At 66.7% G+C, this 23,705-nt stretch carries 19 protein-coding genes; 10 read left to right on the forward strand and 9 right to left on the reverse strand.

The genetic code is table 11. The annotated features are described in order from the left end of the window. Window positions 1-429 precede the first annotated feature (429 nt). Window positions 430-2,610 carry an ornithine decarboxylase gene (locus ACN8ZM_RS24830; protein WP_420211032.1) on the forward strand — a complete coding sequence of 727 codons (2,181 nt, stop codon included), beginning with the start codon at window positions 430-432 and terminating at the stop codon, window positions 2,608-2,610. A gap of 99 nt (window positions 2,611-2,709) precedes the next feature. After that, the gene (locus ACN8ZM_RS24835) at window positions 2,710-3,243 is read left to right on the forward strand and encodes a hypothetical protein (RefSeq protein WP_043179470.1); all 534 of its coding nucleotides are present in this window, start codon (window positions 2,710-2,712) and stop codon (window positions 3,241-3,243) included. Window positions 3,244-3,304: 61 nt separating this feature from the next. On the opposite strand, the gene ACN8ZM_RS24840 is transcribed toward ACN8ZM_RS24835, so the two are convergent. The 4 genes from ACN8ZM_RS24840 to ACN8ZM_RS24855 all read right to left on the reverse strand — a co-directional run bounded on the left by ACN8ZM_RS24840 (window position 3,305) and on the right by ACN8ZM_RS24855 (window position 6,003). Continuing rightward, complete coding sequence (locus ACN8ZM_RS24840) at window positions 3,305-4,462, reverse strand: iron-containing alcohol dehydrogenase (protein ID WP_420211033.1); 1,158 nt, start codon at window positions 4,460-4,462, stop codon at window positions 3,305-3,307. Continuing rightward, complete coding sequence (locus ACN8ZM_RS24845; protein ID WP_089453312.1) at window positions 4,459-4,794, reverse strand: putative quinol monooxygenase; 336 nt, start codon at window positions 4,792-4,794, stop codon at window positions 4,459-4,461. Before ACN8ZM_RS24845 ends, ACN8ZM_RS24840 begins: the two co-directional genes overlap by 4 nt. A gap of 268 nt (window positions 4,795-5,062) precedes the next feature. Continuing rightward, window positions 5,063-5,233 (reverse strand): hypothetical protein, encoded by a 171-nt coding sequence (locus tag ACN8ZM_RS24850; RefSeq protein ID WP_420211034.1) that lies wholly within the window; start codon window positions 5,231-5,233, stop codon window positions 5,063-5,065. A 32-nt stretch (window positions 5,234-5,265) separates the two neighbouring features. Further along, window positions 5,266-6,003 carry an SDR family oxidoreductase gene (locus ACN8ZM_RS24855; RefSeq protein ID WP_420211035.1) on the reverse strand — a complete coding sequence of 246 codons (738 nt, stop codon included), beginning with the start codon at window positions 6,001-6,003 and terminating at the stop codon, window positions 5,266-5,268. Window positions 6,004-6,106: 103 nt separating this feature from the next. Here ACN8ZM_RS24855 and ACN8ZM_RS24860 point away from each other — a divergent pair, with 103 nt between their 5' ends. Then, window positions 6,107-7,063: a LysR family transcriptional regulator gene (locus ACN8ZM_RS24860; RefSeq protein ID WP_043179491.1), complete on the forward strand. Its 957-nt coding sequence runs from the start codon at window positions 6,107-6,109 to the stop codon at window positions 7,061-7,063. Window positions 7,064-7,213: 150 nt separating this feature from the next. Then, window positions 7,214-8,602 carry a nucleobase:cation symporter-2 family protein gene (locus tag ACN8ZM_RS24865; RefSeq protein ID WP_043179494.1) on the forward strand — a complete coding sequence of 463 codons (1,389 nt, stop codon included), beginning with the start codon at window positions 7,214-7,216 and terminating at the stop codon, window positions 8,600-8,602. A gap of 165 nt (window positions 8,603-8,767) precedes the next feature. Here the strand turns inward: ACN8ZM_RS24865 and ACN8ZM_RS24870 are convergent, their stop codons facing one another. After that, window positions 8,768-9,484, reverse strand: a complete 717-nt coding sequence (locus ACN8ZM_RS24870) for an SDR family NAD(P)-dependent oxidoreductase (protein ID WP_420211036.1) — start codon at window positions 9,482-9,484, stop codon at window positions 8,768-8,770. A gap of 322 nt (window positions 9,485-9,806) precedes the next feature. On the opposite strand from ACN8ZM_RS24870, the gene ACN8ZM_RS24875 reads away from it, so the two are divergent. Beyond that, window positions 9,807-10,232 carry an NUDIX hydrolase gene (locus ACN8ZM_RS24875; RefSeq protein WP_420211037.1) on the forward strand — a complete coding sequence of 142 codons (426 nt, stop codon included), beginning with the start codon at window positions 9,807-9,809 and terminating at the stop codon, window positions 10,230-10,232. 76 nt (window positions 10,233-10,308) lie between these two features. On the opposite strand, the gene ACN8ZM_RS24880 is transcribed toward ACN8ZM_RS24875, so the two are convergent. After that, window positions 10,309-10,521 (reverse strand): hypothetical protein, encoded by a 213-nt coding sequence (locus tag ACN8ZM_RS24880; protein ID WP_089453321.1) that lies wholly within the window; start codon window positions 10,519-10,521, stop codon window positions 10,309-10,311. Window positions 10,522-10,980: 459 nt separating this feature from the next. Here ACN8ZM_RS24880 and ACN8ZM_RS24885 point away from each other — a divergent pair, with 459 nt between their 5' ends. From ACN8ZM_RS24885 to ACN8ZM_RS24905, 5 genes are read left to right on the forward strand one after another with little or no spacing between them, the layout of a single operon-like run. Then, window positions 10,981-13,266, forward strand: a complete 2,286-nt coding sequence (locus ACN8ZM_RS24885; protein WP_420211038.1) for a hypothetical protein — start codon at window positions 10,981-10,983, stop codon at window positions 13,264-13,266. 31 nt (window positions 13,267-13,297) lie between these two features. Then, window positions 13,298-14,953: a hypothetical protein gene (locus ACN8ZM_RS24890; RefSeq protein ID WP_420211039.1), complete on the forward strand. Its 1,656-nt coding sequence runs from the start codon at window positions 13,298-13,300 to the stop codon at window positions 14,951-14,953. Between the two features lie 34 nt (window positions 14,954-14,987). Then, a complete protein-coding gene (locus ACN8ZM_RS24895) occupies window positions 14,988-15,977 on the forward strand; it encodes a hypothetical protein (protein ID WP_420211040.1) in 990 nt (329 codons plus the stop codon). Next, window positions 15,974-16,834, forward strand: a complete 861-nt coding sequence (locus ACN8ZM_RS24900; RefSeq protein WP_420211042.1) for a hypothetical protein — start codon at window positions 15,974-15,976, stop codon at window positions 16,832-16,834. The genes ACN8ZM_RS24895 and ACN8ZM_RS24900 overlap by 4 nt, the downstream gene beginning before the upstream one ends. A gap of 35 nt (window positions 16,835-16,869) precedes the next feature. Next, window positions 16,870-20,490 carry a hypothetical protein gene (locus ACN8ZM_RS24905; RefSeq protein WP_420211043.1) on the forward strand — a complete coding sequence of 1,207 codons (3,621 nt, stop codon included), beginning with the start codon at window positions 16,870-16,872 and terminating at the stop codon, window positions 20,488-20,490. 134 nt (window positions 20,491-20,624) lie between these two features. Here the strand turns inward: ACN8ZM_RS24905 and ACN8ZM_RS24910 are convergent, their stop codons facing one another. From ACN8ZM_RS24910 to ACN8ZM_RS24920, 3 genes are all read right to left on the reverse strand, one after another. Further along, a complete protein-coding gene (locus ACN8ZM_RS24910) occupies window positions 20,625-22,862 on the reverse strand; it encodes a TOMM precursor leader peptide-binding protein (RefSeq protein WP_420211044.1) in 2,238 nt (745 codons plus the stop codon). Between the two features lie 94 nt (window positions 22,863-22,956). Next, a complete protein-coding gene (locus ACN8ZM_RS24915; RefSeq protein WP_301768122.1) occupies window positions 22,957-23,319 on the reverse strand; it encodes a BMA_0021/BMA_0022 family TOMM bacteriocin in 363 nt (120 codons plus the stop codon). 16 nt (window positions 23,320-23,335) lie between these two features. After that, a complete protein-coding gene (locus ACN8ZM_RS24920) occupies window positions 23,336-23,680 on the reverse strand; it encodes a BMA_0021/BMA_0022 family TOMM bacteriocin (protein WP_043179516.1) in 345 nt (114 codons plus the stop codon). Between the last annotated feature and the right edge of the window lie 25 nt (window positions 23,681-23,705).

A 23,705-nucleotide genomic window follows, 5' to 3' on the forward strand; every position in this document is an offset into this window, starting at 1 on the left:
TGAGACGCTCGCAAATCCGATTTGATTCGCCATCCAATTCGGTGCCGACTATGCCATAGATGCCATTCGATGAACAGCAGGCGATTCGGCGAAACTGGTGGCTGTTTTCAAATAGTATTTCACGATTGGTTCATTTTGATGTGCATTGCAGCATGCCAATTCCTGATTATTTGATCATTCTCATCCTGCACTGAGATTGTCGATTCCGGTCGATTGAATTTGCGTGGTTTTGTTGCTACGATCGGCTGCGCCGTGCATTGACCGATGGCGGCTGTGCCTCGCCGGACAAGGCTTCTTCGTGCGGCGCGCCCATCGGCATTCAGCATTCCGCGGGAGCATTTCAATCGGCTGCAGCGCGTATCGGATTACGCAGATTACGCAGCCGTGCGAATGCGGCTCCCGCATCCGCACATTTACGGGAGAGTTCGCGTGAGCCTGTTGAAAATCGCAGTCGAGCCGGCGCTGATTGGCGCCTTCCTCACCACGCATGAACAGGTCGATGTATTTCAGACCGATTTCACGAATATCGCGGCAATCGTCGTCGGAATCGAATCGGCGCAACAGGTGCTTAAAACCGTCGAAAGAACCGGGTTCGCGATTCCATTCTTCATTGCAGTCGAGCCCGACCAGGAAGTGCCGCCGTCGATCCTGCCGAGCGCGAGCGGCGTGATCCAGCTCCGCCACGGCGGCCGCCACTACTACGGCCGGCAGATCTCCGCCGCCGCCGACATCTACAGCGAAAACCTGCTGCCGCCGTTCTTCAAGGTGATGCGCGAATACGTGCAGCGCGGCTACGTCGAGTTCGACTGCCCGGGCCACCAGGGCGGCCAGTTCTTCTCGAATCACCCGCTGGGCCGGATGTTCTTCGACTTCTTCGGCGAAACGATCTTTCGCGCCGACCTCTGCAACGCCGACGTCCGGCTCGGCGACCTGCTGATCCACGAAGGCCCCGCGCTGGAAGCGCAGCGCAATGCCGCGCGGATCTACAACGCGGACAAGACCTACTTCGTGCTGAACGGCACGTCGACGTCGAACAAGGTCGTCACGAGCGCGCTGCTCGCCCCCGACGATCTCGTGCTGTTCGACCGCAACAACCACAAGTCGGTACACCTCGGCGCGCTGGTGCTGTCGGGCGCGCGGCCGGTCTACCTCGAAACCGCGCGCAACGCATGGGGCCTCATCGGCGGCGTCGACAGCGCGGCGCTCGACGAAGCCCGCATTCGCGACGCGATCCGCGACGTCGCGCCGGAGCGCGCCGACCGGCCGCGCCCGTTCCGGCTCGCGGTGATCCAGCTCGGCACCTACGACGGCACGATCTACAACGCGCGCGAGATCGTCGACCGGATCGGGCACCTGTGCGACTACATCCTGTTCGATTCGGCGTGGGTCGGCTACGAGCAGTTCATCCCGATGATGCAGGACTGCTCGCCGCTGATGCTCACGCTCGGCCCCGACGATCCCGGCATCTTCGTCACGCAGTCGGTGCACAAGCAGCAGGCCGGTTTCTCGCAGACGTCGCAGATCCACAAGAAGGACAGCCACATCGAAGGCCAGAAGCGCTTCTGCGATCACCGGCGCTTCAACAACGCGTACATGATCCACGCGTCGACGAGCCCGTTCTACCCGATGTTCGCGGCGCTCGACGTGAACGCGCAGATGCATGCGGGCCCGGCCGGCAAGCGCCTGTGGCGCGACTGCGTCGCGCACGGCGTCGATGCGCGCAAGCTGCTGATGAAGACCTGCCGCCAGATTCGCCCGTTCGTTCCGCAACAGATCGACGGCCGCCCGTGGGCCGATTACCCGACCGAGCAGATCGTCGACGACCTGCGCTTCTTCCGCTTCCACCCGACCGATACGTGGCACGGCTTCGAAGGCTATGCGGACGACCAGTATTTCGTCGATCCGTGCAAGCTGCTGCTGACGACACCCGGCATCGATCCCGACACGCACGAATATGCGTCGTTCGGCGCGCCGGCGCCGATCCTGGCGCGCTACCTGCGCGAGCACGGCGTCGTGCCCGAGAAGGCCGACCTGTACACGATCCTGTTCCTGCTCACGCCGTCGGAAAGCTTCGGCAAGCTGCAGCATCTGGTCGCGCACCTCGCGCAGTTCGAACGGCATCTCGACCAGGACACGCCGCTGCGCGAAGCGATTCCGTCGCTGTGCGAAGCGTATCCGGAGCTGTACGGCAACATGCGCCTGCGGCAACTGTGCCAGCGGATGCACGACTTCTACCGCAGCCACGACATGAAGCATCTGCAGAAGCTGATGTTCCGGCGCGCGCAATTCCCGAAGCAGGCGATGTCGCCGCAGGCCGCGAATGCCGAGCTGATCCGCAACAACGTCGAGCTCGTCACGCTCGATCGCATCGAAGGCCGGATCGCGACCGAAGGCGCGCTGCCCTACCCGCCCGGCATCTTCTGCGTGGTGCCCGGCGAAGTATGGGGCGGCCCGGCGCTCGACTACTTCCGCGCGCTCGAAGCCGGGATCAACGCGCTGCCGGGTTTCGAGCCGGAAATCCAGGGTGTCTATCTGCAAACCCTGCCGGACGGCACGAAGCAGGCGTCGGCGTACGTCGTGGCAGCCGGCGCCGACGCATCACGCGCGTAACCCGGCCGGTGGCGGCATGGCCCGTGCGGCAACCGGCGCGCGCATCGTGAATGCACCGCCTCGCCGATCGCGCGGTCGGCGTGTATCATCGCCGCCATCATGCCGATCCGTTCGCTCCGTCCGCTGCTGACCGCCGCCGCCCTCTCCGTCTCCGTTGCGTCACATGCGCAGCAGGTCGGCGTCGTCGCGTTCGGTGTCTACTACACGCCGAACGCGCACCTGACGGCCGGCACATCGCTGCAGATCCTGCCGGACGACGACAAGGGTATCGCGCACTGCTGCGCCACGATTACCGGGCCGGCGAGCAAGCCGGCCAATCAGATATACGACAACCTGCACGACGACCGGAGCGAAGGCCGGACGATCGCCGCGTATGCACTGTCGCTGCCGAAGTCCGTGCCGGCGGACGCGAGCGGCTTCGGCGTCGTCGGCACCGCTCGCTTCGTGCGTCAGGGTGCCCACCCGGAAGCCGTACTCGACGGCGGCCTGCCGCTCGCGTTCTCGACCTGCACGTCGACGGAGGGCACGCATTATCTCGGACGCAAGGTCGGCAACGGCAAGTTGCTCGTACACCTTTATCAATACTTCGATGGCGACCTCGAGCCGACCTGCAAGGATCGCGACCTGAAGTAACGCAGTGCGGCATGCAAACGACAATGTGCCGTCGCCTGCCTGCCGTCGAAACACCGCCGCGTCACCACGCCTGCCGGTAAATCTCCAGCGCGTCGGCCTCCGTCACCTCGCGCGGATTGTTCACGAGCAGGCGCGTCTGCAGCATCGCGTCCGACGCCATCCTCGGCAGGTCACGCTCCCCGATGCCGACCTCGCGCAGCGTGCGCGGAATGCCCGTCGCGACGATCAGCCGGTCGATCTCGGCGATCAGCGCGTGCGTGCGCGCTTCATCGCTGCCCGTCGCCGACGGCGCGACGATCGCCGCGAGCTCCGCATACAGCGGCGCGGCAGCCGGCGCGTTGAAACGCAGCACGTGCGGCAGCACGAGCGCATTCGACAGCCCGTGCGGCACATGGAAGATTCCGCCGACCGGATAGGCCAGCGCATGCACGGCCGCGACCGGCGCATTCGCGAACGCCTGCCCCGCGAACATCGCACCGACCAGCATCGCCTCGCGCGCGTCGCGGTTGCCGCCGTCGTCGCACGCCGCGAGCAGGTTGCGCGACAGCAGCGTCAGCGCGTGCACGGCCAGCATGTCGGACACCGGGTTCTTCAGCCGCGCGGACGTGTACGCCTCGATCGCATGCACCATCGCGTCGATCCCCGTCGCGGCCGTGGCGGCACGCGGCAGGCCGAGCGTCAGTTCGGCATCGAGGATCGCGACGTCCGCGAATAGGTGCGGCGACACGACGCCCATCTTGCGCGCCTCGCCGACCGTGACGATCGACACGGCCGTCACCTCGGAGCCCGTGCCGGCCGTCGTCGGCATCTGCACGAGCGGCAGCCGCGCGCTCGTGACCTTGTCGACACCGTACATGTCGGCCAGCGCCTGCTGCCCCGGCGCGAGCACCGCGATCAGCTTCGCGACGTCCATCGACGATCCGCCGCCCAGGCCGAGCACGATCTCGGCATCGGCCGCGACGGCCCGCTCGGTCGCTTCGAGCACGACGTGCTCGGGCGGATCGGCGATCACGTCGTCGATCACGGTGACTTGCCAGCCGTGCGCGGCGAGGCTCTCCAGCGCGGGCGCGAGCACGCCGCTGCGATGCAGGAACGCATCGGTGACGACGCACAGCCGCACGAGCGCCGGAAAGCGTTCGCGCAACAACGCGCCGAGCCGGCGCGCGGCGCCGAATTCGACGACCTGCGTCGGAACGGTACGAAATTGAAACGGGTTCATCGGGTGCCTCCCGGTGGCGTCGCCGTGCCGGTGTCCGGCTGCACCATGTAGCGCGACACGTCGCGGCGATCGAGCAACGGAATGATCGCGCCGATCGCGATCTGCTGGAAATGCGGCGTTTCCCGATGCACGTCGAGGCCGTCCGCGTCGCGGTAGCGTTCGAGGATCACGATGTGGTCGGGGTCTTCCGGCGACCGGAAATACGCGTAGTCGAGATTCTTCGGCTCGGCGCGCGTCGCGGGCGCGAGTTGCGCGAGCAATTCGATCACGCGGTCGGCGTTGCCGGGTTTTGCGTGGTAATGCGCGATGACTTGCAGGTAAGGCTCGTTCATGTTGCGCTCCGTGTTCGACTGGGGGCCGTCACGCGGACGGCACACGCAATGCGCGGCGAACCGGAGGGATTCGAACGCGACGGCGCAACGCCGTGTCGCTGGCTTGTCGTCGCATTGTATTGAATCGGCACGGCGTTCGCAGCGACGCCACCGCACCACGAAAACGTGGCGCATCCCGCCCTCGCCTTTCGCGGTGCGGCAGATCGCGATGGGGCGCCAACCGTGCGATGCACCGATACGACGACTACCGCGGCACCGTCCTCCCCAGCTAGTCGAGATATTTGAGCGCCGGGCGCACATGCTTTGCGATCAGCCTATCGATCAGGCCCGGCACGCTTTCCCCGATCGTCAGGCACGCACCGGGCCCGCCCAGCGTCGAGCGGACCCAGCCGGGCGCAACCAGCACCATCGCGCGCGCCGGATCCGCCTGGCCCGCCACACCGACACGCGCACCGCAAGCCGACGCACAGCTCAAACGAGCCTGCCACCGCCGTCGATGTGCAGGATCTCCCCATTCATGAAGCCGTTGCCGAGCAGGAACGCAATTGCTTCCCCCACTTCATCGGCACGCCCCACACGGCCGCCGGGCAGCGCCGATGCCGCGCCCGCGAGGATCGTGTCGCGCGCTTCCGTGCCGAACGCGTCATACAGCGGCGTTTCGACGAAGCCGGGCGCGACGACGTTCACGCGAATCGGCTTCAATTCGAGCGCAAGCGACTGCGCCAGCGCCTCGACGCCGCGCACGGCGGCGGCAATGACGGACGTGCCGTGCGCGGCCGGACGATCCGACAGTTGCCCGCCGGTCAGCACGATCGAGCCGGTGGCGGGCATCAGCGGCAACGCGGCCCGGATCGCGTAGACCGGCCCGGCGATCCGCTCCTGCAGCGCGGCGAGCAGGTGATCGGGATCGGTCTCGTTCAGCTTGCCGGCAATGAAGCGGCCGGCGGTAATGACCAGGTGATCGACGCGCGCGATCGTGTCGAAGACGGCCTGCACCGCATGCCGGTCCGCGATGTCGGCCACCGCGATGCGCGCGCCGCCGATCGCCTGCGCGGCAGCCTCGAGCTTCGCGCGGGTCCGGCCGACCAGCGTGACGCTCGCGCCGTTCGCCTTCGCGGCGGCCGCCGCCGCGAGGCCGATTCCGGAGCCCCCGCCGAATACCACCACGTGCGCACCGTCCAGCGCCGAAAATTGCGTTGCCTCGTTCATGTCGACTCCTCATCAGGGATTGAAGGTTCGCGAACGTTAGGTCATTCTCTATTGCACAGGAACGTGGGAGACTTGAATAAGGTTCATGCCATAAAGGAATAAGATGGATTCGCTGCGAGCCATGCGCGTGTTCGTCCGCGCGATCGAACTCGGCAATTTCTCGGCGGTCGCGCGCGAGGAAGGCACCGGCCAGCCGACGATCAGCAAGATCGTCGCCGCGTTCGAACAGGAACTGGGCGTTCGCCTGCTCGAACGCTCGACCACGAGCCTCGCGCCCACCGACGAAGGGCGCCGGTTCTACGATCGCTGCAAGCGCGTGATCGACGAATACGCGAGCGCGGTCGCCGAGGTGCGCGGGCAAACGGTGCGGCCGGTCGGCAAGCTGGTCGTCAACGTGCCGCTCGGGCTGGGCGAGCTGAGGCTGAACGCGCTCGTGCTCGAATTCCTCGCCGCGTGGCCGGAGATCGAGGTCGAGCTGCAATTGACCGACCGCGTGATCGACCTGGTCGAAGAAGGCGTCGATGTCGCCATTCGCCTCGGCCACCTGCTGCCGCCGGATGCCGTGGCGCGCCACATCGCGTCGTCGCCGCGCCTGCTGGTCGCCACGCCGGGGTACGTGTCGCAGGCGCCGAAGCTCCGCCGGCCGGAAGACCTGGCCAGGCACGAATATGTCGGCTACGCACGCGCGGACATCGGCAACGAACTGACCTTCGCCCGCGGCGACGAGCAGGTCGTCGTTCCGGTACACGGCCGGTATCGCGTGAACAGCTCGATGGCGCTGCGGGAGTGCTTCCTGGCGGGAAACGCGGTAGGCAGCGGGCCCGCGTGGCTCGTTCAGGACCTGATCGACAGCGGGCAGCTCGTCCGGTTGCTGCCGAAGTGGGACATGGTGCCGCCGCATGCGCTGCACCTCGTCTATGCGTCGCGCCGCTATCTGCCGCTCCGGACCCGCACGTTCCTGCAGTTCATGGAGCGGCGGATTCCCGAGCTGCCCGGGTTCCGGGCGACCACCGCCCCGACCGCCACCCCGACCGCGCCCGCGTCACGGCAGGCCCGCTGACGGACGGGCGACGCGTTCACCGCCGCCCGGGTGCCGATCCGCCACCGTTTTCCCGATTCGTCGAATCCCCGCTATTGCAGCGCCCCCGGCGGCGGCGGCGGGCCGTTCGGCTAAAATGCCGCACTTTCCACCTTGTCCGGCCCGCTCGCCATGCAACCCGCCTCCCCCGCCCAACCCGCCGCTCACGGCGCCGATGCCGCCGATTCGGCCCGCGACCTCGTCTACGGCCCGAACGACCGGCCGGCGCCGATGGTCGCCTTCGTCGCCGCGCTGCAGCACCTGCTGGCGATCATCGTGCCGATCGTCACGCCCGGCCTGCTGATCTGTCAGGCGCTCGGCGTGTCCAGCCGGGATACGACCCTTATCGTGTCGATGTCGCTGGTGATTTCCGGCATCGCCACCTTCGTCCAGTGCAAGCGCTTCGGCCCGCTGGGCGCCGGCCTGCTGATCGTCCAGGGCACCAGCTTCAACTTCGTCGGCCCGCTGATCGCCGGCGGCAGCCTGATGGTCAAGCAAGGCACGCCGGTCGAAACCGTGATGGCCGCGATCTTCGGCGTCGTGATTGCCGGGTCGTTCGTCGAGATGGGCGTGTCGCGCATCCTGCCGTTCGTGAAGCGCCTGATCACGCCGCTCGTCACCGGCATCGTCGTGCTGCTGATCGGCCTCACGCTGATCAAGGTCGGCCTCATCAGCATGGGCGGCGGCTATGGCGCGATGGCCAAGGGCACGTTCGCGAGCGCGGAGAACCTGACGCTATCGGGCCTCGTGCTCGGCACGATCATCCTGCTGAACCGCGTGCCGATCGTGTGGGTGCGCAGCACCGCGCTGGTCATCGCGCTCGTCATCGGCTATCTCGCGGCCGCGTTCCTCGGCCGCCTCGACTTCACCGGCATGCACCAGGCCGCGCTGTTCCAGGTCCCGACGCCGCTGCACTTCGGCATCGGCTTCTCGTGGTCGCTGTTCGTGCCGATGCTGATCATCTACCTCGTCACGTCGCTCGAAGCGATCGGCGACGTCACGGCCACCAGCAAGATCTCGAACGAGCCGGTCGAAGGCCCGGTGTGGATGCAACGGATCAAGGGCGGCGTGCTCGTCAACGGCGCGAACTCGCTGCTGGCCGGCGTGTTCAATACGTTCCCGAGCTCCGTGTTCGCGCAGAACAACGGCGTGATCCAGATCACCGGCGTCGCGAGCCGCTACGTCGGCATCTGGATCGCGGGGATGCTCGTGGTGCTCGGCCTGTTCCCGGTCGTCGCCGGCGTGCTGCAGGCCGTGCCGGAGCCCGTGCTCGGCGGCGCGGCGATGGTGATGTTCGGCGCGGTGGCCGCATCGGGCATCAACATCCTCTCGGGCGTCCATCTCGATCGTCGCGCACTGCTGATCATCGCGGTGTCGCTCGCGCTCGGCCTCGGCGTGTCGCAGGTGCCGGACATCCTCAACAGCCTGCCGCACGCGCTGAAGAACGTGCTGGAATCGGGTGTGGCAACGGGCGGCATCTGCGCGCTCGTGATGAACTGGTTCCTGCCGGAAAAGAAGTAAGCAGATGAACCGCGCGACGCGCGGTGCGCCTGACGGGCCGCACCGCGTGTCGTGCCAGTCGGCACCCGCGACTCCCGGTGCAGGCTGCGCGATCAACGCATCGCCAACCGGCCGATTCCGGTCACGCCACCCGTCGCACCGCTTGCGTGCCGCGCCGCGTCACCCTCAAAACCGCTCGTCCGCTATCGCCGGCATCACCAGTTCCCGTACGAACGCGGCATCGGACAAATGCAGCAGCGTACGCACGACAGCCACCACGTCGTGAACCGGCACCAGCCCGCCATCGCCGCGCGCCGCGGCCTCTTCGATCGGAACGGACAACGCATCGTCGGTATTCAGGTTGCCGAGTTGCAGGCACGTGACGGCCAGCCGGCTCCCTCTGAATCCTTCGCGCAACGCATCGGCCACGCCGTTCAGTGCGAACTTCGACGCGCCGAACGCGACTTCCGGCCGCCCGCTTTGCCGAAGCGCGGACGTGGAACCGGTCAGGATGACTTGAGGCTTGCGTGATTGCAGCAAGCGCGGCACCAGGCGCTTGAGCAGCAGCAGCGTGGCCGTGATGTTGACGTTCACCAGATCGACGATCGCATCGTCCGGTTCGTCCAGGAATGCGTAGCTGCCCGTGAAGGCTGTCGCCTCCCAGATTCCCACGTTGCAGATCAGCACATCGAACGCGGACGGCGCGGCCTGCGCGATGTGCGCGGCGGCTTCGGCAGGCGACGCCATGTCGGCCTCGATCCACCGCAGCTCGACACCCGGCGGCAACGTCATTGCGTCCGGACGCCTGCGCGATACGCCGATAACAGTGTCGCCGGCGCCGCAGACGCCTTCAACGAGCGCACGGCCCAGCCCTCTGCTGGCGCCGACAATCATGATCCTCATGGCGGGTTTCCCGATGGTTGCGCGACCCATGCGTTACCGGCGGCCGCGTTTGAGCGCGCCGTATCGGGCTCCATGCGAGGCTTGCTCGCAGAGAAAGCGCGTACGGACAGTCCGGCGATCGTAACGTACCGCGGCGATGCGAAGCGGCATACCCCCAACCCTCGCAAGGGCGTCCGGCCCGGCCGGACCATGCGATGTGTCCCGCCCCCACCCAGCACGTTCGACGTGTCTCCGGGCAATCGGCCGCGTGCCGGCGGCGATCAAAGGTCAAACCCGGTCAGGTCGCCTTGGCCGATCGATTCTTGCTGGTTAGAATCACGGCATGCCCCAAGCCCCCGTCCCCAACACCGCCCCCGAAACGAGCGCCGTCCCGGTCAAGGAACGCGCGACCATCGTCTGCTACCGCGGCGAACACGTCCTGCTCGTCGCCCGTGCGGCATCGCGCTGGGCCCTTCCCGGCGGCACGATCAAGCGCGGGGAAACGCCGCTCGAAGCCGCACATCGCGAGTTGTGCGAAGAAACCGGCATGACCGGCCAGCAACTCGTGTACTCGATGCAGTTCACCGGGCTCGCCAAGATCCATCACGTGTTCTTCGCGGAAGTCGCCCCGGACCAGACGCCGCAAGCGAACAACGAGATCGAGAAATGCAAGTGGTTTCCGATCGACAGCGTCGACGGATTGCGCGCAAGCATTCCGACGAAGCGAATCGTCGAACTCGTTTATCAACACGAGATCCGCAAGGCGTAACGCACTACGGACGAGCGCATGCATGAGCCGGCGGCCGGCTCAGATCATCCTGCGTGGATCAGCGGTGCGAGAGCGCTCAGTGCGAACGCCTTCTTCGCAATTCGTGCGTGGAATAGACGACCAGGAAAATCCCCAGCATCGCGACACCGGATGCCATGAAGTCGTTCGCGCTTCCCGAGCTGTGCAGGGACTTCGGGAATATACCGAGACTCAATCCAGCGACAGCAAGAAGCAATCCTGCAGCCACACCCCAGATCGGTCCGGCAGTCTTTTCGATTTTATTTTTCATACAGCACCCGTCTACAGTCGTTCCTTGGCCGGCATCGGTAACAGACCCCGCGCCTGCCGCCAGCGCACCCACTATAGCCGGGAAACAATTCACGGCGCTTCAGGGCTTTCACCGATCAAGTTTTCCCGGCCGCGGCCGCCCGCCTCCGGCCCGCGCGCCGCGCCTGTCCGCCGATCGATTTCACGCCGCCGCCCCAGGCGTAATCGGGTGTAATTGAACCGCCCCTCCAGACTGCCTAATTTCCACCTGTACATTCGGCGCGCCGACGCACCCCGCTCGATCGCCCCGAAGGATCCGCGAGCTTGGCGCATCAACCCGGTACCTGTCCGGAACAGGGCAATTCAGAAAATCGGCGCCTTAACCCGGCCTCCGATCCAAGGCGGGGATTCGCGCCACACCGCGCGCGAATCCCTGCCTGACTCGATATAACGCACCGCACGTTCTCAACCGGAGATGGAAATGATCAATATTCAGGACTCCCGAGTCATCAAGTACGACAACGACAAGAAGAGTGTCACTGTCTATCGCGATTTCAATAACACCAATCTCTGGTATATCGTGCCGAAGCCCCAGCTGGCCACCCAGACCGTCGACGGCATCACCCTCCCCGCTTTCTCGCTGACCGAGTTCAGGACGAACAGCGGCTCGGCCGGCACGGTGACGTTCACGGCCGAGCTCGTGATCGACCAGGAGGCCTACCAGGCCGTGAAGAACGCCTTGGGCCAGGGCATCGAATTCGGCCAGTTCACGTGGAACGACGCCCAGGCTTTCCTGACGCTGACGCTCCCGTCCGGCCAGCCGGACACGCAGATCAACGTGACGCCGTCCAATTTCGGCAGCAACGCGGCGACGTTCATCATCGACCTGAAAACCGCCGCCGACGTCAAGACGATCCGCGACATCTTCGACACGGGCGTCGGCCTGTCGACCTGGTCGATCCAGTACGTCGCCACGACGCTGAGCAAATTGCCGGCCGTCAAGGCCACCGTGACCTACGACTGCGCGATCGCCGCCAGCTACCAGAAGACCGTCCAGATCGACCGCAACGTCTGGGGCAGCGAGACCGGGCGGCGCACGACGATCCGTGAATACATGCAGAAGTCGGATTCCGGCAAGGTCACCCTCGATTGGTCGGTCACGCCGTCGGACGAGTTCCGGCAACGCGTCCACGACTGGGCGTTCACGACGCTCGAGGGGCTGGTCCAGGCAGCCGCGGACGACGTCGCGCGCCGCCTCGGTGCGAGCGCAGCCAACGATTTCAGCATCAACTCCATCGGCTCGTTCCAGCGCATCTACGAGGAAAACGAGGTCATCGACTGGACGATCATGCCGCAGGGCTTCCTGCCGACCTTCGACAAGGACGTCTGGAGCCGGCTGGACAAGACGGTCGACAACCGGACGCTGGACGTGTCCGTGACGATGTCGGCCGACCTGAAGAGCGCGGGCATCAAGAAGGTCACCTTGACCATCGATTATCCGGGCAAAGCGCAGCCGGAATCCAACGCATTCACGGCCACCACTGCCAATACGTGGTCCTACCATTCCAACGGTTTCTTCGACGCCGGCAAGAAATTCGTTTCGGAATACACGTACTGGTACCAGGTCGAGCCCGAAAGCGGCGATGCCTTCACGTCGCCGAAACTCAAGAGCAGCAGCGACCAGCTTCAGATCTCCAACACCAACCTCGGCTATCAGCAAGCCGAGTTCATCTGCTCGAATATCGCGTTCGCGTCGGAAAACCCGGGCAACGAGGTCGACTTCGTGCTGATCGACTTCACGTACCTGCCGACCACCGACGGCAAGCTGTACGTCGATCAACGCAAGGTCATCAAGAACGACGAGGCCGTGCAATTCAGGAGCCACAGCTATCAGCCGAGCGGCGCGGCCTATACCTACGCCGTCACCTACGTGCTGACGAACGGCAACATCATCGTCAACCAGCCGCAGTCGGTGTACCCGGTGGTGAACAGCAAGACCCTGACCGTCTACAGCATGATCGGCCCCGCCGACTTCACGGTCACCGTCATGAACGACACGATCCCGGGAGGCAGTATCGCGCTGCCGGCCATCACCGGCATCTCGCTGTCGACCGACTACACGGACCAGCCGGACAGCCCGGACCACCAGACGCACAACTTCACCCAGTTGAAGATCGAAGACTACTACACCAGCACCTGGGAATATCTGGCTGTCAAGCGAAGCACCTCGACCGTTCAGGTCGACGGATGGGTCTATTACCGCGACCGGAACAACACGCGCAAATCCGCGCCGGTCCGCAAGGTGCGTTACGGCAACCAGCCGACATTCGCGTTGAACCTGTTCCCGGTCGAATTGCCGTTCACCGTGACCGTCGATCCGTCACTGGTCGACTGGAAAGCGTATGTCCAGGTCACGATCGATGTGTACCGCATGTCGAAATACGGCAAGACCGACATCGACTCCCAAACCTTCAAGCCCGTGACCCTCTCGAACGGCACCCAGGTCTTCCCGTCGCCCTACTACTACACGTTCTCGCGCGAAGTCGATGCGACGACGGAATTCCACTACGCGTTGACCTACTTCGAAATCGGGAGCGAACGCGCCATCCCCGGCCCGGCGGGCAATTACGACAGCAACATACTGACCCTGCCCCACGACGCGAAAGGCGGGACGAAGCCGGTCTACTCGGTACGGCTGCCGGCAAGCGACGTCATGACGCGCGACCTCGCCGAGACCGACGAGGCCGACGAGACCGACCTGGCCTGACCGCCATCCTGACCGACCGAGACGCACGACCATGACGACCCTCACCTACACCGTCAAGCTGGCGACCGAATCCGGCTCCGCGTCACCTCCCGCCCCGCGGCGTGCGACGCTGCTGCTCGAGTTCAAGGATCCGGTCAACGACGCCTACCGGCAAACGACGCTCGTCCTCGACGCCGACACGCCACAGCGCACGTGGCAGGTCGACGCGACCGCGGCCGACACCGGGCAGGCGTTCTATTCCTCGGTGCTCGATTACGAGGCCAGCGAACAGGTCGTGCGCCCCCCGGTCGCCTTCACCGGCACCGAGGCCACCATCGGCGGACCGGTCGAGCCCGTCTCCGTCATGGCGCTGCTCGACACGCTCGACTGGAGCGCCGTCTCCTCGGTTCGGGTCACCGTCGGCGGGAAGTCCCACACGTTCTCCAGCGAGCGGCCGTATGCGTGGTGCTTCGCGTTGCCCGGTCCCGGCATCGTCGAATGGACCGCGGACTACACGATGACGGACGGCACCCGGCGCTCCGGCGCGGGGGTCGCCACGCAGGGGGTCGCCGTCATCCCCGCGCCGCCGGCCGAGGTCAGCTTCTCGATCGTCGCGGCCGATTTCGACGCGTTCGCGGTCGCCGCCGTCGCGCTACGCGTGACCGGCTACGACGGCGTGGTCAGGACTGCCACACTCGGCAAGACGCAGCCGAGCGTCACGCTTTCGCTGCCATTCGCACCGCCGAAACAGACGTGGTTCGTCTACGACTGGACGGTCACCTATACCGACGGCACGCCGGCGTGGACGGCGCCCGCCCGCTCGAGCGACGGCGCGCAATCGATCGTACTCGACGATGTCGGCCGCATCCTGCTGGCCAGCGACGAGATCGACTTCGACGTGGTCCAGACCGTGACGCTGTCCTGGCAGTACGACAGCCAACCCAAGACCGCCGAGCTGTCGCGCGTGCAGCGGTCGTTGTTGCTGCGCCCCGGCCAGGACTACGATCGTGCGCAGCCGCTGGTCGCCGGCCTGACCTATGCGCTGTCCAGCGGGTCGACGAATCTCGTGGGCGAGGCGGTGCCGCAGGGCCGCTTCGAGGTGCCCTATCCACTCAGCACGCGGCTCGTGCGTGTCTTCGCGCCCGGCATGATGACCACGCCGCCGCTCTACGGCGCGATCACGCTCACGTCGGTCCAGACGCGGGAAGTCGGTTCCGGCTGGCAGCTCCAGACCGCCTTGCTGCCGATCAGCCTCACCCCGAGCGCACCCACCTGGGAAACGCGTGTCGCCGCGGTCGACCCGGAGCGGGTCGCGCTATTTTTCTCGGGTATGGCAACGCCCGAGGGCGGCGGCAAGACGAAGCCGATCGTGCCAACCCGGTCGCCATTCGAGATGACGCCCGCGGGGCCGGAGATCAGGATCGCGACGGTCCAGGTGTCCGCCCAATCGGTCTCCTGGGGGCGCTACGTCCGCGTGGAAGCGACCTTGTGGACCGGCAGCGATGCGAAACGGGAGAACGAACAGACCATCGCCTTCGACCGCAACAGCGGCGATGCGTGGTGGGCCTACCTGCCGCCGTCGGGAACCTACGGCCCGACGTTCCGGTGGTCGGCGACCTACTATCCGGCCGACGGCACGTCGCCGCTGCACAAGGCGCCGGCGGCCGGCGACAACCCGAATCTGTCGCTGCCGCCGATCGTCTCCTGACCGCGGCCTTCACGCACGAACGCCCACCACGCCCATGGCCGAACTCCACCCTGCAGTGCAGCGCGCGCTGGCGCTGGCGTCCTCGTACGGGACGCCGCCACGCCAGGTCGCAGCGCCCGCGCCGGACGCCGCGCTGCGCCACCTGCTGCGCGACCGTTCGCCGGCGGAACCCGCCGCCTGGAACGACAGCAAGCTGGGACGCAGCGGCTTTCCGGTGGAAATCTCCATCGCGTTCGGCCGCCCGGAACTGCGCTACACCGTCGAGCCCGCCGGCCCCGACATTCCGCCTGCACGCCGGTTGAGCCGCGCGGCCGCGGCCATCGCCGCGCTATCGGACGAATCGATCGAACCGGCGGATCTCGCGGCGATCGCGTCCTTCCAGGGCAACGCGGCGCTCGCGTACGGCGCGTGGATCGGCGGCCGGCACGGCGACGGCAAGCCCCGCTTCAAGCTCTATGCGGAAGTACCCGAGCGCGGCGCCGAGCACGCGCTGGCCTGGGCCACCCGCCATCTCGGCGACCTGTCCGGCATCGTCCGGCGCGGCGCGTGGCCCGTCATGGCCGGCTGGCAACCCGCGGGCCGGCGGGCCGAGCTCTACCTCCGCACGCGCCGGCTGTTCCGCGCGGACGTGCCGCTGCTGATGGCGTCGGCGCGACTCGCGCACCGCGCCGACGAAGTCCTCGGTCTGCTGCAGGATGCCTGCTGCAGCGCCATCGAGGCCACGCTGCCGGCGGCCGACTTCGGCGTCAGCATCGGCGCCGGCCCGGACGGCACGTCGACGTTCACGCTGTACGCGGTCGCCAACGACCTGTTCGGCGGCGACGGACGCATCCGCGAAACGGTGCTCCGTGTCGCCGCCGCCCGCGGATGGAACACGCACTTCTATCGCGCGCTGAGCGAACCGCTGGCCGACGCGAGCGGTTTCGTGACACGGCACGGGATGTTCGGCATCGTCGTGGCGTCGGACCAGCCCGCGACCGTGGCCATCGGACTGACGCCGGACCAGCCCGAGACGCTGTCATGAGCGCCACGCTGCCCGCCCGCGTCGCCGGCGCATCGTTCGACGCGCTCATCGCCGCGCAACGGCCGAGCGGCGCGTTCCCGTCGAGCGTGACCGTCGGCGACCGCCATTACGCGGACGAGAATGCGTTCGTCACGGCCCTGGTCCTCGACGAGCTGGCGCGCCTGCCGGCCGGCACGGCCGATCGCGCCATCGCCCGCGGCCTCGACTTCCTCGAGCACTGCGCATCGCTGACCTGCGCGGGCGCGTTTCATTTCTACCCGCCCGACCGCATGCCGTCCTGGCTGGGCGTCGATCTGCCCGCGGACGCCGACGACACCGCGCTCGCGCTGATGCTGCTCGCCCGGTTCGGGCGACGCAGCGCGACCCAGGCCGTCGACGCGCTGGACCGCGCGCTGCATCCGTGGCGGCTGCACTACCGTCCGGAGTCCGTCGATCCCTGGGTTGCGCAGGGGGCATGCCGGACCTGGCTCGACCGCCGTGCGGCGCCCAATCCGGTGGATGCGTGCGTGAACGCGAACGTCGCGACGGCGCTGACCTCGCTTGGCTGCGCCAGCCACGCAGCCTGCCGCGCGGCGCGCGACACCGTGCTCGACGCCATCGCGTTCGTCGCGGAGAACCCCGCGCATCGCGCACGGCTGACCGCCTTCTACCCCGACCTGTGGGAACTGGTGCATGCGCTGCGCCGCGGCGCACGGCGCGGCGTGGCCGGTTTCGCACCCGCCGCCGCGCAGCTGGCCGGCATGCTCGCCCCCCATGCCGGCGCGCACGCCACCGTCTTCTCGTCCACCGACCGGCGCTGGCTCTGGACCGCGCCCCTGTTGCAAACGGCGCGCACGCTCACGCGCGACACGCCCTAGCCGTCACCGCCCCCCCCTTCAACTGGAGAGATTCCATGCCTGGCGTTCATACCGTCCCGCCGTCCCTGTCCGCTTCGCTCTACGGCAACGCACCCGATCCGAAATCGGGCCTGCAGGTCAGCACCCGTCTGATGGAAAGCTACGAGATCGTCCGCCCGGTCACCGGCGCGAGCGACATCTCGACGTTCCTCAATTCCGCCGGACGCCTCGATATCTATTCGTCCGGTACCGCGCAAAAGGTCTACCGGATCCGCGCGGACAACCAGTCGGACACCGGCTGGGCCGAAGCCGACCTGGGCGTCGCCGCCAGCCAGGTCAGCCCCTGCCTCGCGCGCAGCGACGATTACGACAACCCCAACCTCCTGGGCATCGGCACCAACGGCAAGCTGACGCTCAGCCAATGGAAGGACGGCCGCTACGCGCAGGCCGACTGCCAACCCGCCGGCGCCAAACGCCCGCTCAAGCAGATGCTGTCGACCCGCAATTTCGGCAACGTCTACGTCAACGTCGTGCTCGACAACGACGAAGTCGGCAGCAGCTACCTGAGGAAGGACGGCACCTGGGGGTCGACCGACTGGGTGCCGATCCGCAAGAGCCAGGACAGCACGGAGAACGCCACCGTCAAGCGCATCGCGATGTGCGCGAACGATCCGGTGCAGCAGTCGCTGTTCGCCATCGGCCCGGACAACGCCGTGCTGTTCGCGCAGAGCGACTTCCGGTTCTCCTACTTCACGACGCTCGGCTACAAGAAGGCGATCGACCTCGCCGTCGTGTCCGATCAGGAGAAGCGCCTGAACATCTTCATCGTCGATACCGACTTCGGCATCTGGCAAAAGCGCGAGAAGAAGTACAGCACGTCCGGCATCCAGTTCGACGACTGGGCGCTGGTCAGCAACGCGGCCCCGGTGACGTCGCTGCGGGCGGTCATCAACGCCGGCGGATTGCTCGAGATCTTCGCGATCGGCAAGGATCAGCGGCTCTACCATACGCGGCAGATCAGCAGCGGGCTCAACAAGGTGAGCTGGTCGAGCCTGTTCGAACTCGGCAACCCGGTGCCCAACACGAAATTCACCGTCGGCCGCAATGCCGCCGGCTACTCGGAAGCGTATTCCGTGTCGTCGGACAGCAAGCTGTATCGCTTCTGGCAGGATCCGAAGACGACACAATGGACCAACGAGGAAATCCGCCTGCAGGGCTCGGGCGAGATGACGTCGGTGCCGACCCATGCAACGGAAATCACGGTGCTGGACGACGCCGGTCAGCTGGCCGTCAATGCGCAGGTCCAGATCGATGCCGCGTCGATGGTGCCGCTGCGCATCAACGGCCTGTACTACCAGGCCAGCCCCGACTACACGATCCCGGTGCTGTCGGGCGGCGGCGGCAAGGTGGTGATCGAGCGCTTCACCAACAGCCTCGCGAGCCCGAGCTACCACGTCCGCACCCAGTACATGCAGCCGGGCGAAGGCGTCACCGTGGAGCCGAACGGCGCATTGCAGGAGAAGATGCATGCGGTCGACACCGATGCCGTCTGGAACGCGAAGACCGCCTCCGGCGCCTACCTGCTGACCGGGGAATTCCGGACCCGCGACAACGCCGAGAACATGGCGAAGATCATGCGGCAGTCGATGTCGTTCGGCATGCCGGCGAACGCGGCGGCCCGGAGCCGGCGTTACCTCGGCGCCAACCGCTCCGTCGTCGGGCTGCGGCATACGGTGCGCGGCACCGCCGATCCGTTCGCGCTCGTGCCGGAGGACGTCCCCGCGCAGCACTGGCGGGTGTCGTTCACCGATACCGGCGTGCACTACGACGACCTGACCGCGGACCAGGCCGGCGCGTACCTGCTGCGTTCCCGCGCACTGGCGTCGTCCGGCGATGCAACCCTGGCGAACGCCGGCTTCCTCGGCATCGACTGGGGCGATATCTGGAACGCGATCAAGAACGGCGTCGGCCGCATCGTCGACGGCCTGAAGGAATTCGTCGTGACGACCATCGTCGATCCGGTCACGCGCCTCGTGAACGAGATCAAGGTCGTCTTCAATTTCCTCATCGACGGCGTGACGTACCTGATCGACAAGACCATCAAGCTCTTCCAGCAGGCGTTCGACATCGTCGAGGGCATCTGGAACAAGATCAAGGTGTTCTTCAAGGAACTGTACGAGTGGCTGGCCTTCTTCTTCGCATGGGGCGACATCAAGCGGTCGGCGGAGGCGACCCGCCATACGTTCGACGCGACCTTCGACTATCTGCTCCTGGCGGTCGATGCCGTGAAAGGCCAGGTGGCGGCCGGCTTCGATCACCTGCAGACGGAGATCGACAAGGCCGTCAACACGTTCCTCGCGCAACTGGATCCGAAGCTCGCGATCGGCCAGTACGCGGACGACGTCGATCGCCCCGACCCGCGCATCGACGAGTCGACCAGCCACAACGTGCTGCTCAACGCGTTTTCGGACAACTACAAATCGACCCGCGTGCTGGCGCGTGGCGATGCGCTGGCTCTCGCCGCCGACCCGCTCCAGGACCTGTGCAAGAAGCTGAAGGACGTCGCCGACAACTTCGAGTTCGGTCAGGGCAAGAACGCGTTCCACGACGCCGCCACGTACTTCGAGCAAATCGGCCGCACCCCCGATCGCGTGCTCGACCTGCTGTTCGCCGGCACCGTCAAGGTGATGGAAGCCGTCACCCAGTTTGCGCTGAGCGCAGCCAAGGGGCTGGTCCTGACGATTCTCGACCTGGTCGGCGACGTGATCGGCGCGATCAAGGCGCTGTTCAACTCGGAATGGGAAATCCCGTTCGTGTCGCAGCTTTACAAGCTGATCACCGGCTCGTCGCTGAGCTTCAAGGTGTGCGACCTGTTCTCGACTATCGTCGCGATTCCCGGCACGTTGCTGTACAAGCTGGTGAAACATGAAGCGCCGTTCCCCGACGCCGCGAGCGTGACCCGCTTCAAGTCGTCGTTCACCGCGCAGTGGCTGGCCGAGCAGAGCGGGATCGCGCCGAAGTCCGACGTGTCGCTGATGGTCAGCGCCGAGCAGAAATCCGCCATCTCGATCTTCTTCGGCGTGTCGGCGTCGGTCTGCATCTTTGCCGCGACCATTCTCGACACCATCGAGATCGCGTTGCAAACCGAAGAGGTCGAGGTCGAGGCAATCGGCACCGGCTCGCTGTTCATGGGCTTCGGCTCCGCGTTTTTCAGCGTGCCGTGGATGATCGCGAGCGATGCGGGCGGTTTTTCGTGCAACGACGCCAAGGGGCTCAACAACCTGCTGTGGCTGTTGAACACCGTCGTGGGCTATGGACGGGCCGGGGCGCTCAAGATCGCCGGCAAGAAATACAAGATCCCCGCGGAAGTGGATCAGGTCACCGTCAACCTGTGGGGCTGCGCGCGGCTGGCCCTGGGGATCGTGTGGGCCGTGAAGAGCGGCGAGAAACTGGACGGCTTCGAGGCGGCGGAACTATTCGTCGACACGATCACCAGCCAGGTGTTCCGCTTCCTGGGCGTCAAGGCGGTGGTCGCCTCGACCGAGGGCATCTCGCTCCTCGCGTTGCTCGTCATCGTCGGCCTGGGCGGCATGACGACGACCGCACTGCATCTGGCCGCGTCGCTGAAGTCCGACGAGGCCGTCGCGAAGCGCCTTCCCGCCCAGGCGCTGGCGTGACGCCGGTCGATCGTCGCGGCACAGGCCGGCATTGACGCGGCACCGTGCGGCGGCACTCGGGCAAGCGGGCCGAGCGCCGCCGTACGACCGCGGTCGATGCCGTACCGGGCCGCCAGCCTGCGGCGATCGGCGCGTCAAAGAAACAGCAGCGCCTCGTTCAACTCCGGCTCGCGGCACGGCTGCCCGCGCCAGCCCAGCCGAACGGGAACCGAATAGAGCCGTGGCGCGCCGAAACGCGGCCAGAAATGGCACAGCCCCGGCGCGATCACCTGCACCACGGACAAACCGATGTCGGGCCGCGTCTTGTCGACGACGAGCACATCCATGCCGGCCGCCGCGATGCGTCGGACGCCATCCGCGATCGCCGCCGGCAACGACGCGGCGTCGATCGGCTGCCACGTCGAGCGCGCCGTGCAACGCCCATCCGTCGCCGGATACAGGAATCCGGTATCCGAAAGCTTGTCGCGATCCCACGGGTGCGGGGCATCCGCCGCGACATCGAGCAACTGGTTCACTTCGGTCAGCGCCCGCTGCACCGCGATATGGCCGTCCGGATGGCAGCCGAAGCCGATCGAGAAGCGCCCGTCCTGCGGGTTTTCCGCCAGCGCGGCCACGGTCGGCACGCCGAGATCGGCGGTGATGTCGAGTGCCCACAAACGCCATCCGAACGTCGCGTACTCACGCACGAGCGCATCGAAATACGGATCCTCGAAACTCGCGAGTTCGATGCCCGGGCGCGGAATCCGGTTGTACCACCAGATCGCGACCGCATCGCGCTCGATCAATTCGAGCATGCCCTGCAGGATCGCCTCATCGACGCTCGATCCCGCCGCGCAGCCGTTGGGGTTGTGCACGCAGGCGGCCGGCGCCTGCGCACTGTCGGGCGTTTCCGCATAGCAGTAGCTCAGCGGCACGAGATGGCGCCGGCCGGTCACGAGCGACCAGGCCGGCGTCCAGTCGATGACGTCGCGCGCCGTAAAGCGCGGCGGCACCTGCTTGCGCACATCGCGGGTCAGCGCGTTGATCGCCTCGCGCGTGTCGAATTGCCGGTCGCTGAACTGCTGAAGGTCGTTCACGTGGATCGGGGCGGCGTCGCACGCCGAATCGGCGAGCAGGCTTTCCATGCTTCCCGTCAGCGTCGCCTCGTCGCCTTGATACACGCTGCTGAATCGCTCGAGCGCCTCGCATAGCGCGCTCGCACGGGCCTGCTCGTCGGTACGGCCCTTGCCGGAGCAGATCCGGTCGAACCGGTTACTGCCCGGCACCGCAGCCGGGCACACGAGAAAGCCCGATGCGTAGACCTTGCGCAGGCCCGCGTGCCGCTTCGGCATCGGATGCAGATACGCGATCGCGCCGCTGACCGGCGATATCAGGTGGGCATGGCGCGCGAACACCTGTTGCGGATCGGCGGTGCGGTAGCCGCCGTCGGCGCGCGCCAGCGGCGCATCATCGGTCAGGCGCGGCGCCCGCGCCGCCTGTTCGCGCATCCACGCGGGATTGCCGCAGCACGGGCATTGCGGGCGCCGCAGCACGCGGTGCCGCTCGGCGGCCAGCGTGTCGATGCGCTGCGCCACGAGATGGGTCTGCGCCCGTTCCAATGCCGCGGGATTGACGGCAATCTGCTCGACCGTCGCCGCCACGAGCGCCGCCGCGGCAGCCGCCGCGGCACGCGACGCGGCCTGGGGCAGACGCGTCGCGTCGTTGCCATGACGGCGCGCGAGCAGCGCTTCGACCGGCCGGTTGATGCGAATCCAGTAGCGCACGCATTCGATGCACGGCGCATCGGCAAGCGCGCCGCTCCCCGCCAGCAACGGCCCGATCAGCGTCTGCACGCCGCCGGCCGCCACGATGAGCAACGCCCCGCCGCGCGCCGCAACGCGGGCGGCACACGCGGCGAGATCGTCGCGGTCGTGCGTATCGGCAATCGCGACGGTCAGCCCGGCATCCGTCACGACGTCGATGCCGGCCATGTCGAGCGCGCGCCTGAGCGCCGTATCGTCGGCGCCAAACCGCTCGACCGCGACGCGCAATTGCGCGACGTGCGTGCAGGCCGCGTCGCCGTCGAGCCCGGCGCGCTCGAAGAAGCCGCGTGCCGCATCGTCGTCGTGCGGCGCATCGGCGCGCACGTACCCGCGACGCACCAGTTGATCGAGACGCGCGAGCACGTCCCATTCGCCGAACGCACCGGCGAGCGACGTCACGATCTCGGCGATCGTCATCCGCGCCCGCAAGCAGGCCGCGATTTGCACGAAGATCGCGCCGGACAGCATCACGCGCTTGAATTCGTCGACGACGAACAGGGTCTCGGGCCCCGCATCGAGCACGAGCAAATGCGGTTTGAAGCGCAACACGCGCGAAAAGTCATCGAGCATCGTGGGGTTCCATGCGACGGGTAAACGAACGTCGCGCGACCCCGGGGCGCCTGCCTCGGGGCCGCGCGACGGCACACGGCGCAGCCGCGCCGCGTCAGCAGCAGGTGAACAGGTAGCTCGGCCCGGCGTCGCAGTAGGCCGCGAGTGCAACGGCCTCCTCGTCCAGGATCGCGGGCTGCTCCGGTATGCCGACCGTCATCACGTTGCGCGGCAGGTTCCAGCTCCCGCTGCCGTTGCCGTGGTTCGTCCAGCCATGACCGCCGGGCGTCTTGACGACCTCGATGTCGACGATCCACGGACACTGGTAACCGAAGTATTTCGCGAGCGTCTCCAGCGGCTTCTCCAGCAGCTCGCCCTTGAATGCCGGGTCCCGCCATGAGAGCGCGATGGCGCGCAGGTAGACCTTCTGGAACTCCAGCATCGATTCGAGCGTCGGATTGGCGTTGTTGTTTGCCATGTCGGTTTCCCCGAGGTCATTCCATGATGGTGATGTGGTTCGCGTTGTAGGCGGCCAGCGCCTGCGCGAATTGCGCTTCGTCCGCCGGCGCGGGCGGCAGGTACAGCGTGAGCTTGTTTCTGCGGCCGGCCGTCCAGTCGCCGTTGACGGTCGGCGTCCACACCGACGATTTGGGCTGCACCTTCAGGTCGAGCCGGAACGGGAAGTGATAGTCGAAATGCTCGCGCAGCGCCTTGATCGGATCGGCCTCGAGTTCATCGAGAAACGCCGGCGAATGCCACGCCAGCGCGATCGCCCGGATGACGGTGGCGCGGTATTCGAGAAACTGTTCGTACGTCGGTAATCGAAGATCCTTGCTCATCTCTCTGTTCTCCTGATTGACGAAT

It is taken from the genome of Burkholderia aenigmatica (assembly GCF_048627025.1).
Classification (GTDB): domain Bacteria; phylum Pseudomonadota; class Gammaproteobacteria; order Burkholderiales; family Burkholderiaceae; genus Burkholderia; species Burkholderia aenigmatica.

Excerpts from the sequence above, each read along its gene's own strand:
- ACN8ZM_RS24835 (WP_043179470.1), top strand. The coding sequence starts at position 2,710 with ATGCCGATCCGTTCGCTCCGTCCGCTGCTGACCGCCGCCGCCCTCTCC.
- ACN8ZM_RS24840 (WP_420211033.1), bottom strand. The coding sequence starts at position 4,462 with ATGAACCCGTTTCAATTTCGTACCGTTCCGACGCAGGTCGTCGAATTC.
- ACN8ZM_RS24845 (WP_089453312.1), bottom strand. The coding sequence starts at position 4,794 with ATGAACGAGCCTTACCTGCAAGTCATCGCGCATTACCACGCAAAACCC.
- ACN8ZM_RS24855 (WP_420211035.1), bottom strand. The coding sequence starts at position 6,003 with ATGAACGAGGCAACGCAATTTTCGGCGCTGGACGGTGCGCACGTGGTG.
- ACN8ZM_RS24860 (WP_043179491.1), top strand. The coding sequence starts at position 6,107 with ATGGATTCGCTGCGAGCCATGCGCGTGTTCGTCCGCGCGATCGAACTC.
- ACN8ZM_RS24865 (WP_043179494.1), top strand. The coding sequence starts at position 7,214 with ATGCAACCCGCCTCCCCCGCCCAACCCGCCGCTCACGGCGCCGATGCC.
- ACN8ZM_RS24870 (WP_420211036.1), bottom strand. The coding sequence starts at position 9,484 with ATGAGGATCATGATTGTCGGCGCCAGCAGAGGGCTGGGCCGTGCGCTC.
- ACN8ZM_RS24875 (WP_420211037.1), top strand. The coding sequence starts at position 9,807 with ATGCCCCAAGCCCCCGTCCCCAACACCGCCCCCGAAACGAGCGCCGTC.
- ACN8ZM_RS24880 (WP_089453321.1), bottom strand. The coding sequence starts at position 10,521 with ATGAAAAATAAAATCGAAAAGACTGCCGGACCGATCTGGGGTGTGGCT.
- ACN8ZM_RS24885 (WP_420211038.1), top strand. The coding sequence starts at position 10,981 with ATGATCAATATTCAGGACTCCCGAGTCATCAAGTACGACAACGACAAG.
- ACN8ZM_RS24890 (WP_420211039.1), top strand. The coding sequence starts at position 13,298 with ATGACGACCCTCACCTACACCGTCAAGCTGGCGACCGAATCCGGCTCC.
- ACN8ZM_RS24895 (WP_420211040.1), top strand. The coding sequence starts at position 14,988 with ATGGCCGAACTCCACCCTGCAGTGCAGCGCGCGCTGGCGCTGGCGTCC.
- ACN8ZM_RS24900 (WP_420211042.1), top strand. The coding sequence starts at position 15,974 with ATGAGCGCCACGCTGCCCGCCCGCGTCGCCGGCGCATCGTTCGACGCG.
- ACN8ZM_RS24905 (WP_420211043.1), top strand. The coding sequence starts at position 16,870 with ATGCCTGGCGTTCATACCGTCCCGCCGTCCCTGTCCGCTTCGCTCTAC.
- ACN8ZM_RS24910 (WP_420211044.1), bottom strand. The coding sequence starts at position 22,862 with ATGCTCGATGACTTTTCGCGCGTGTTGCGCTTCAAACCGCATTTGCTC.
- ACN8ZM_RS24915 (WP_301768122.1), bottom strand. The coding sequence starts at position 23,319 with ATGGCAAACAACAACGCCAATCCGACGCTCGAATCGATGCTGGAGTTC.
- ACN8ZM_RS24920 (WP_043179516.1), bottom strand. The coding sequence starts at position 23,680 with ATGAGCAAGGATCTTCGATTACCGACGTACGAACAGTTTCTCGAATAC.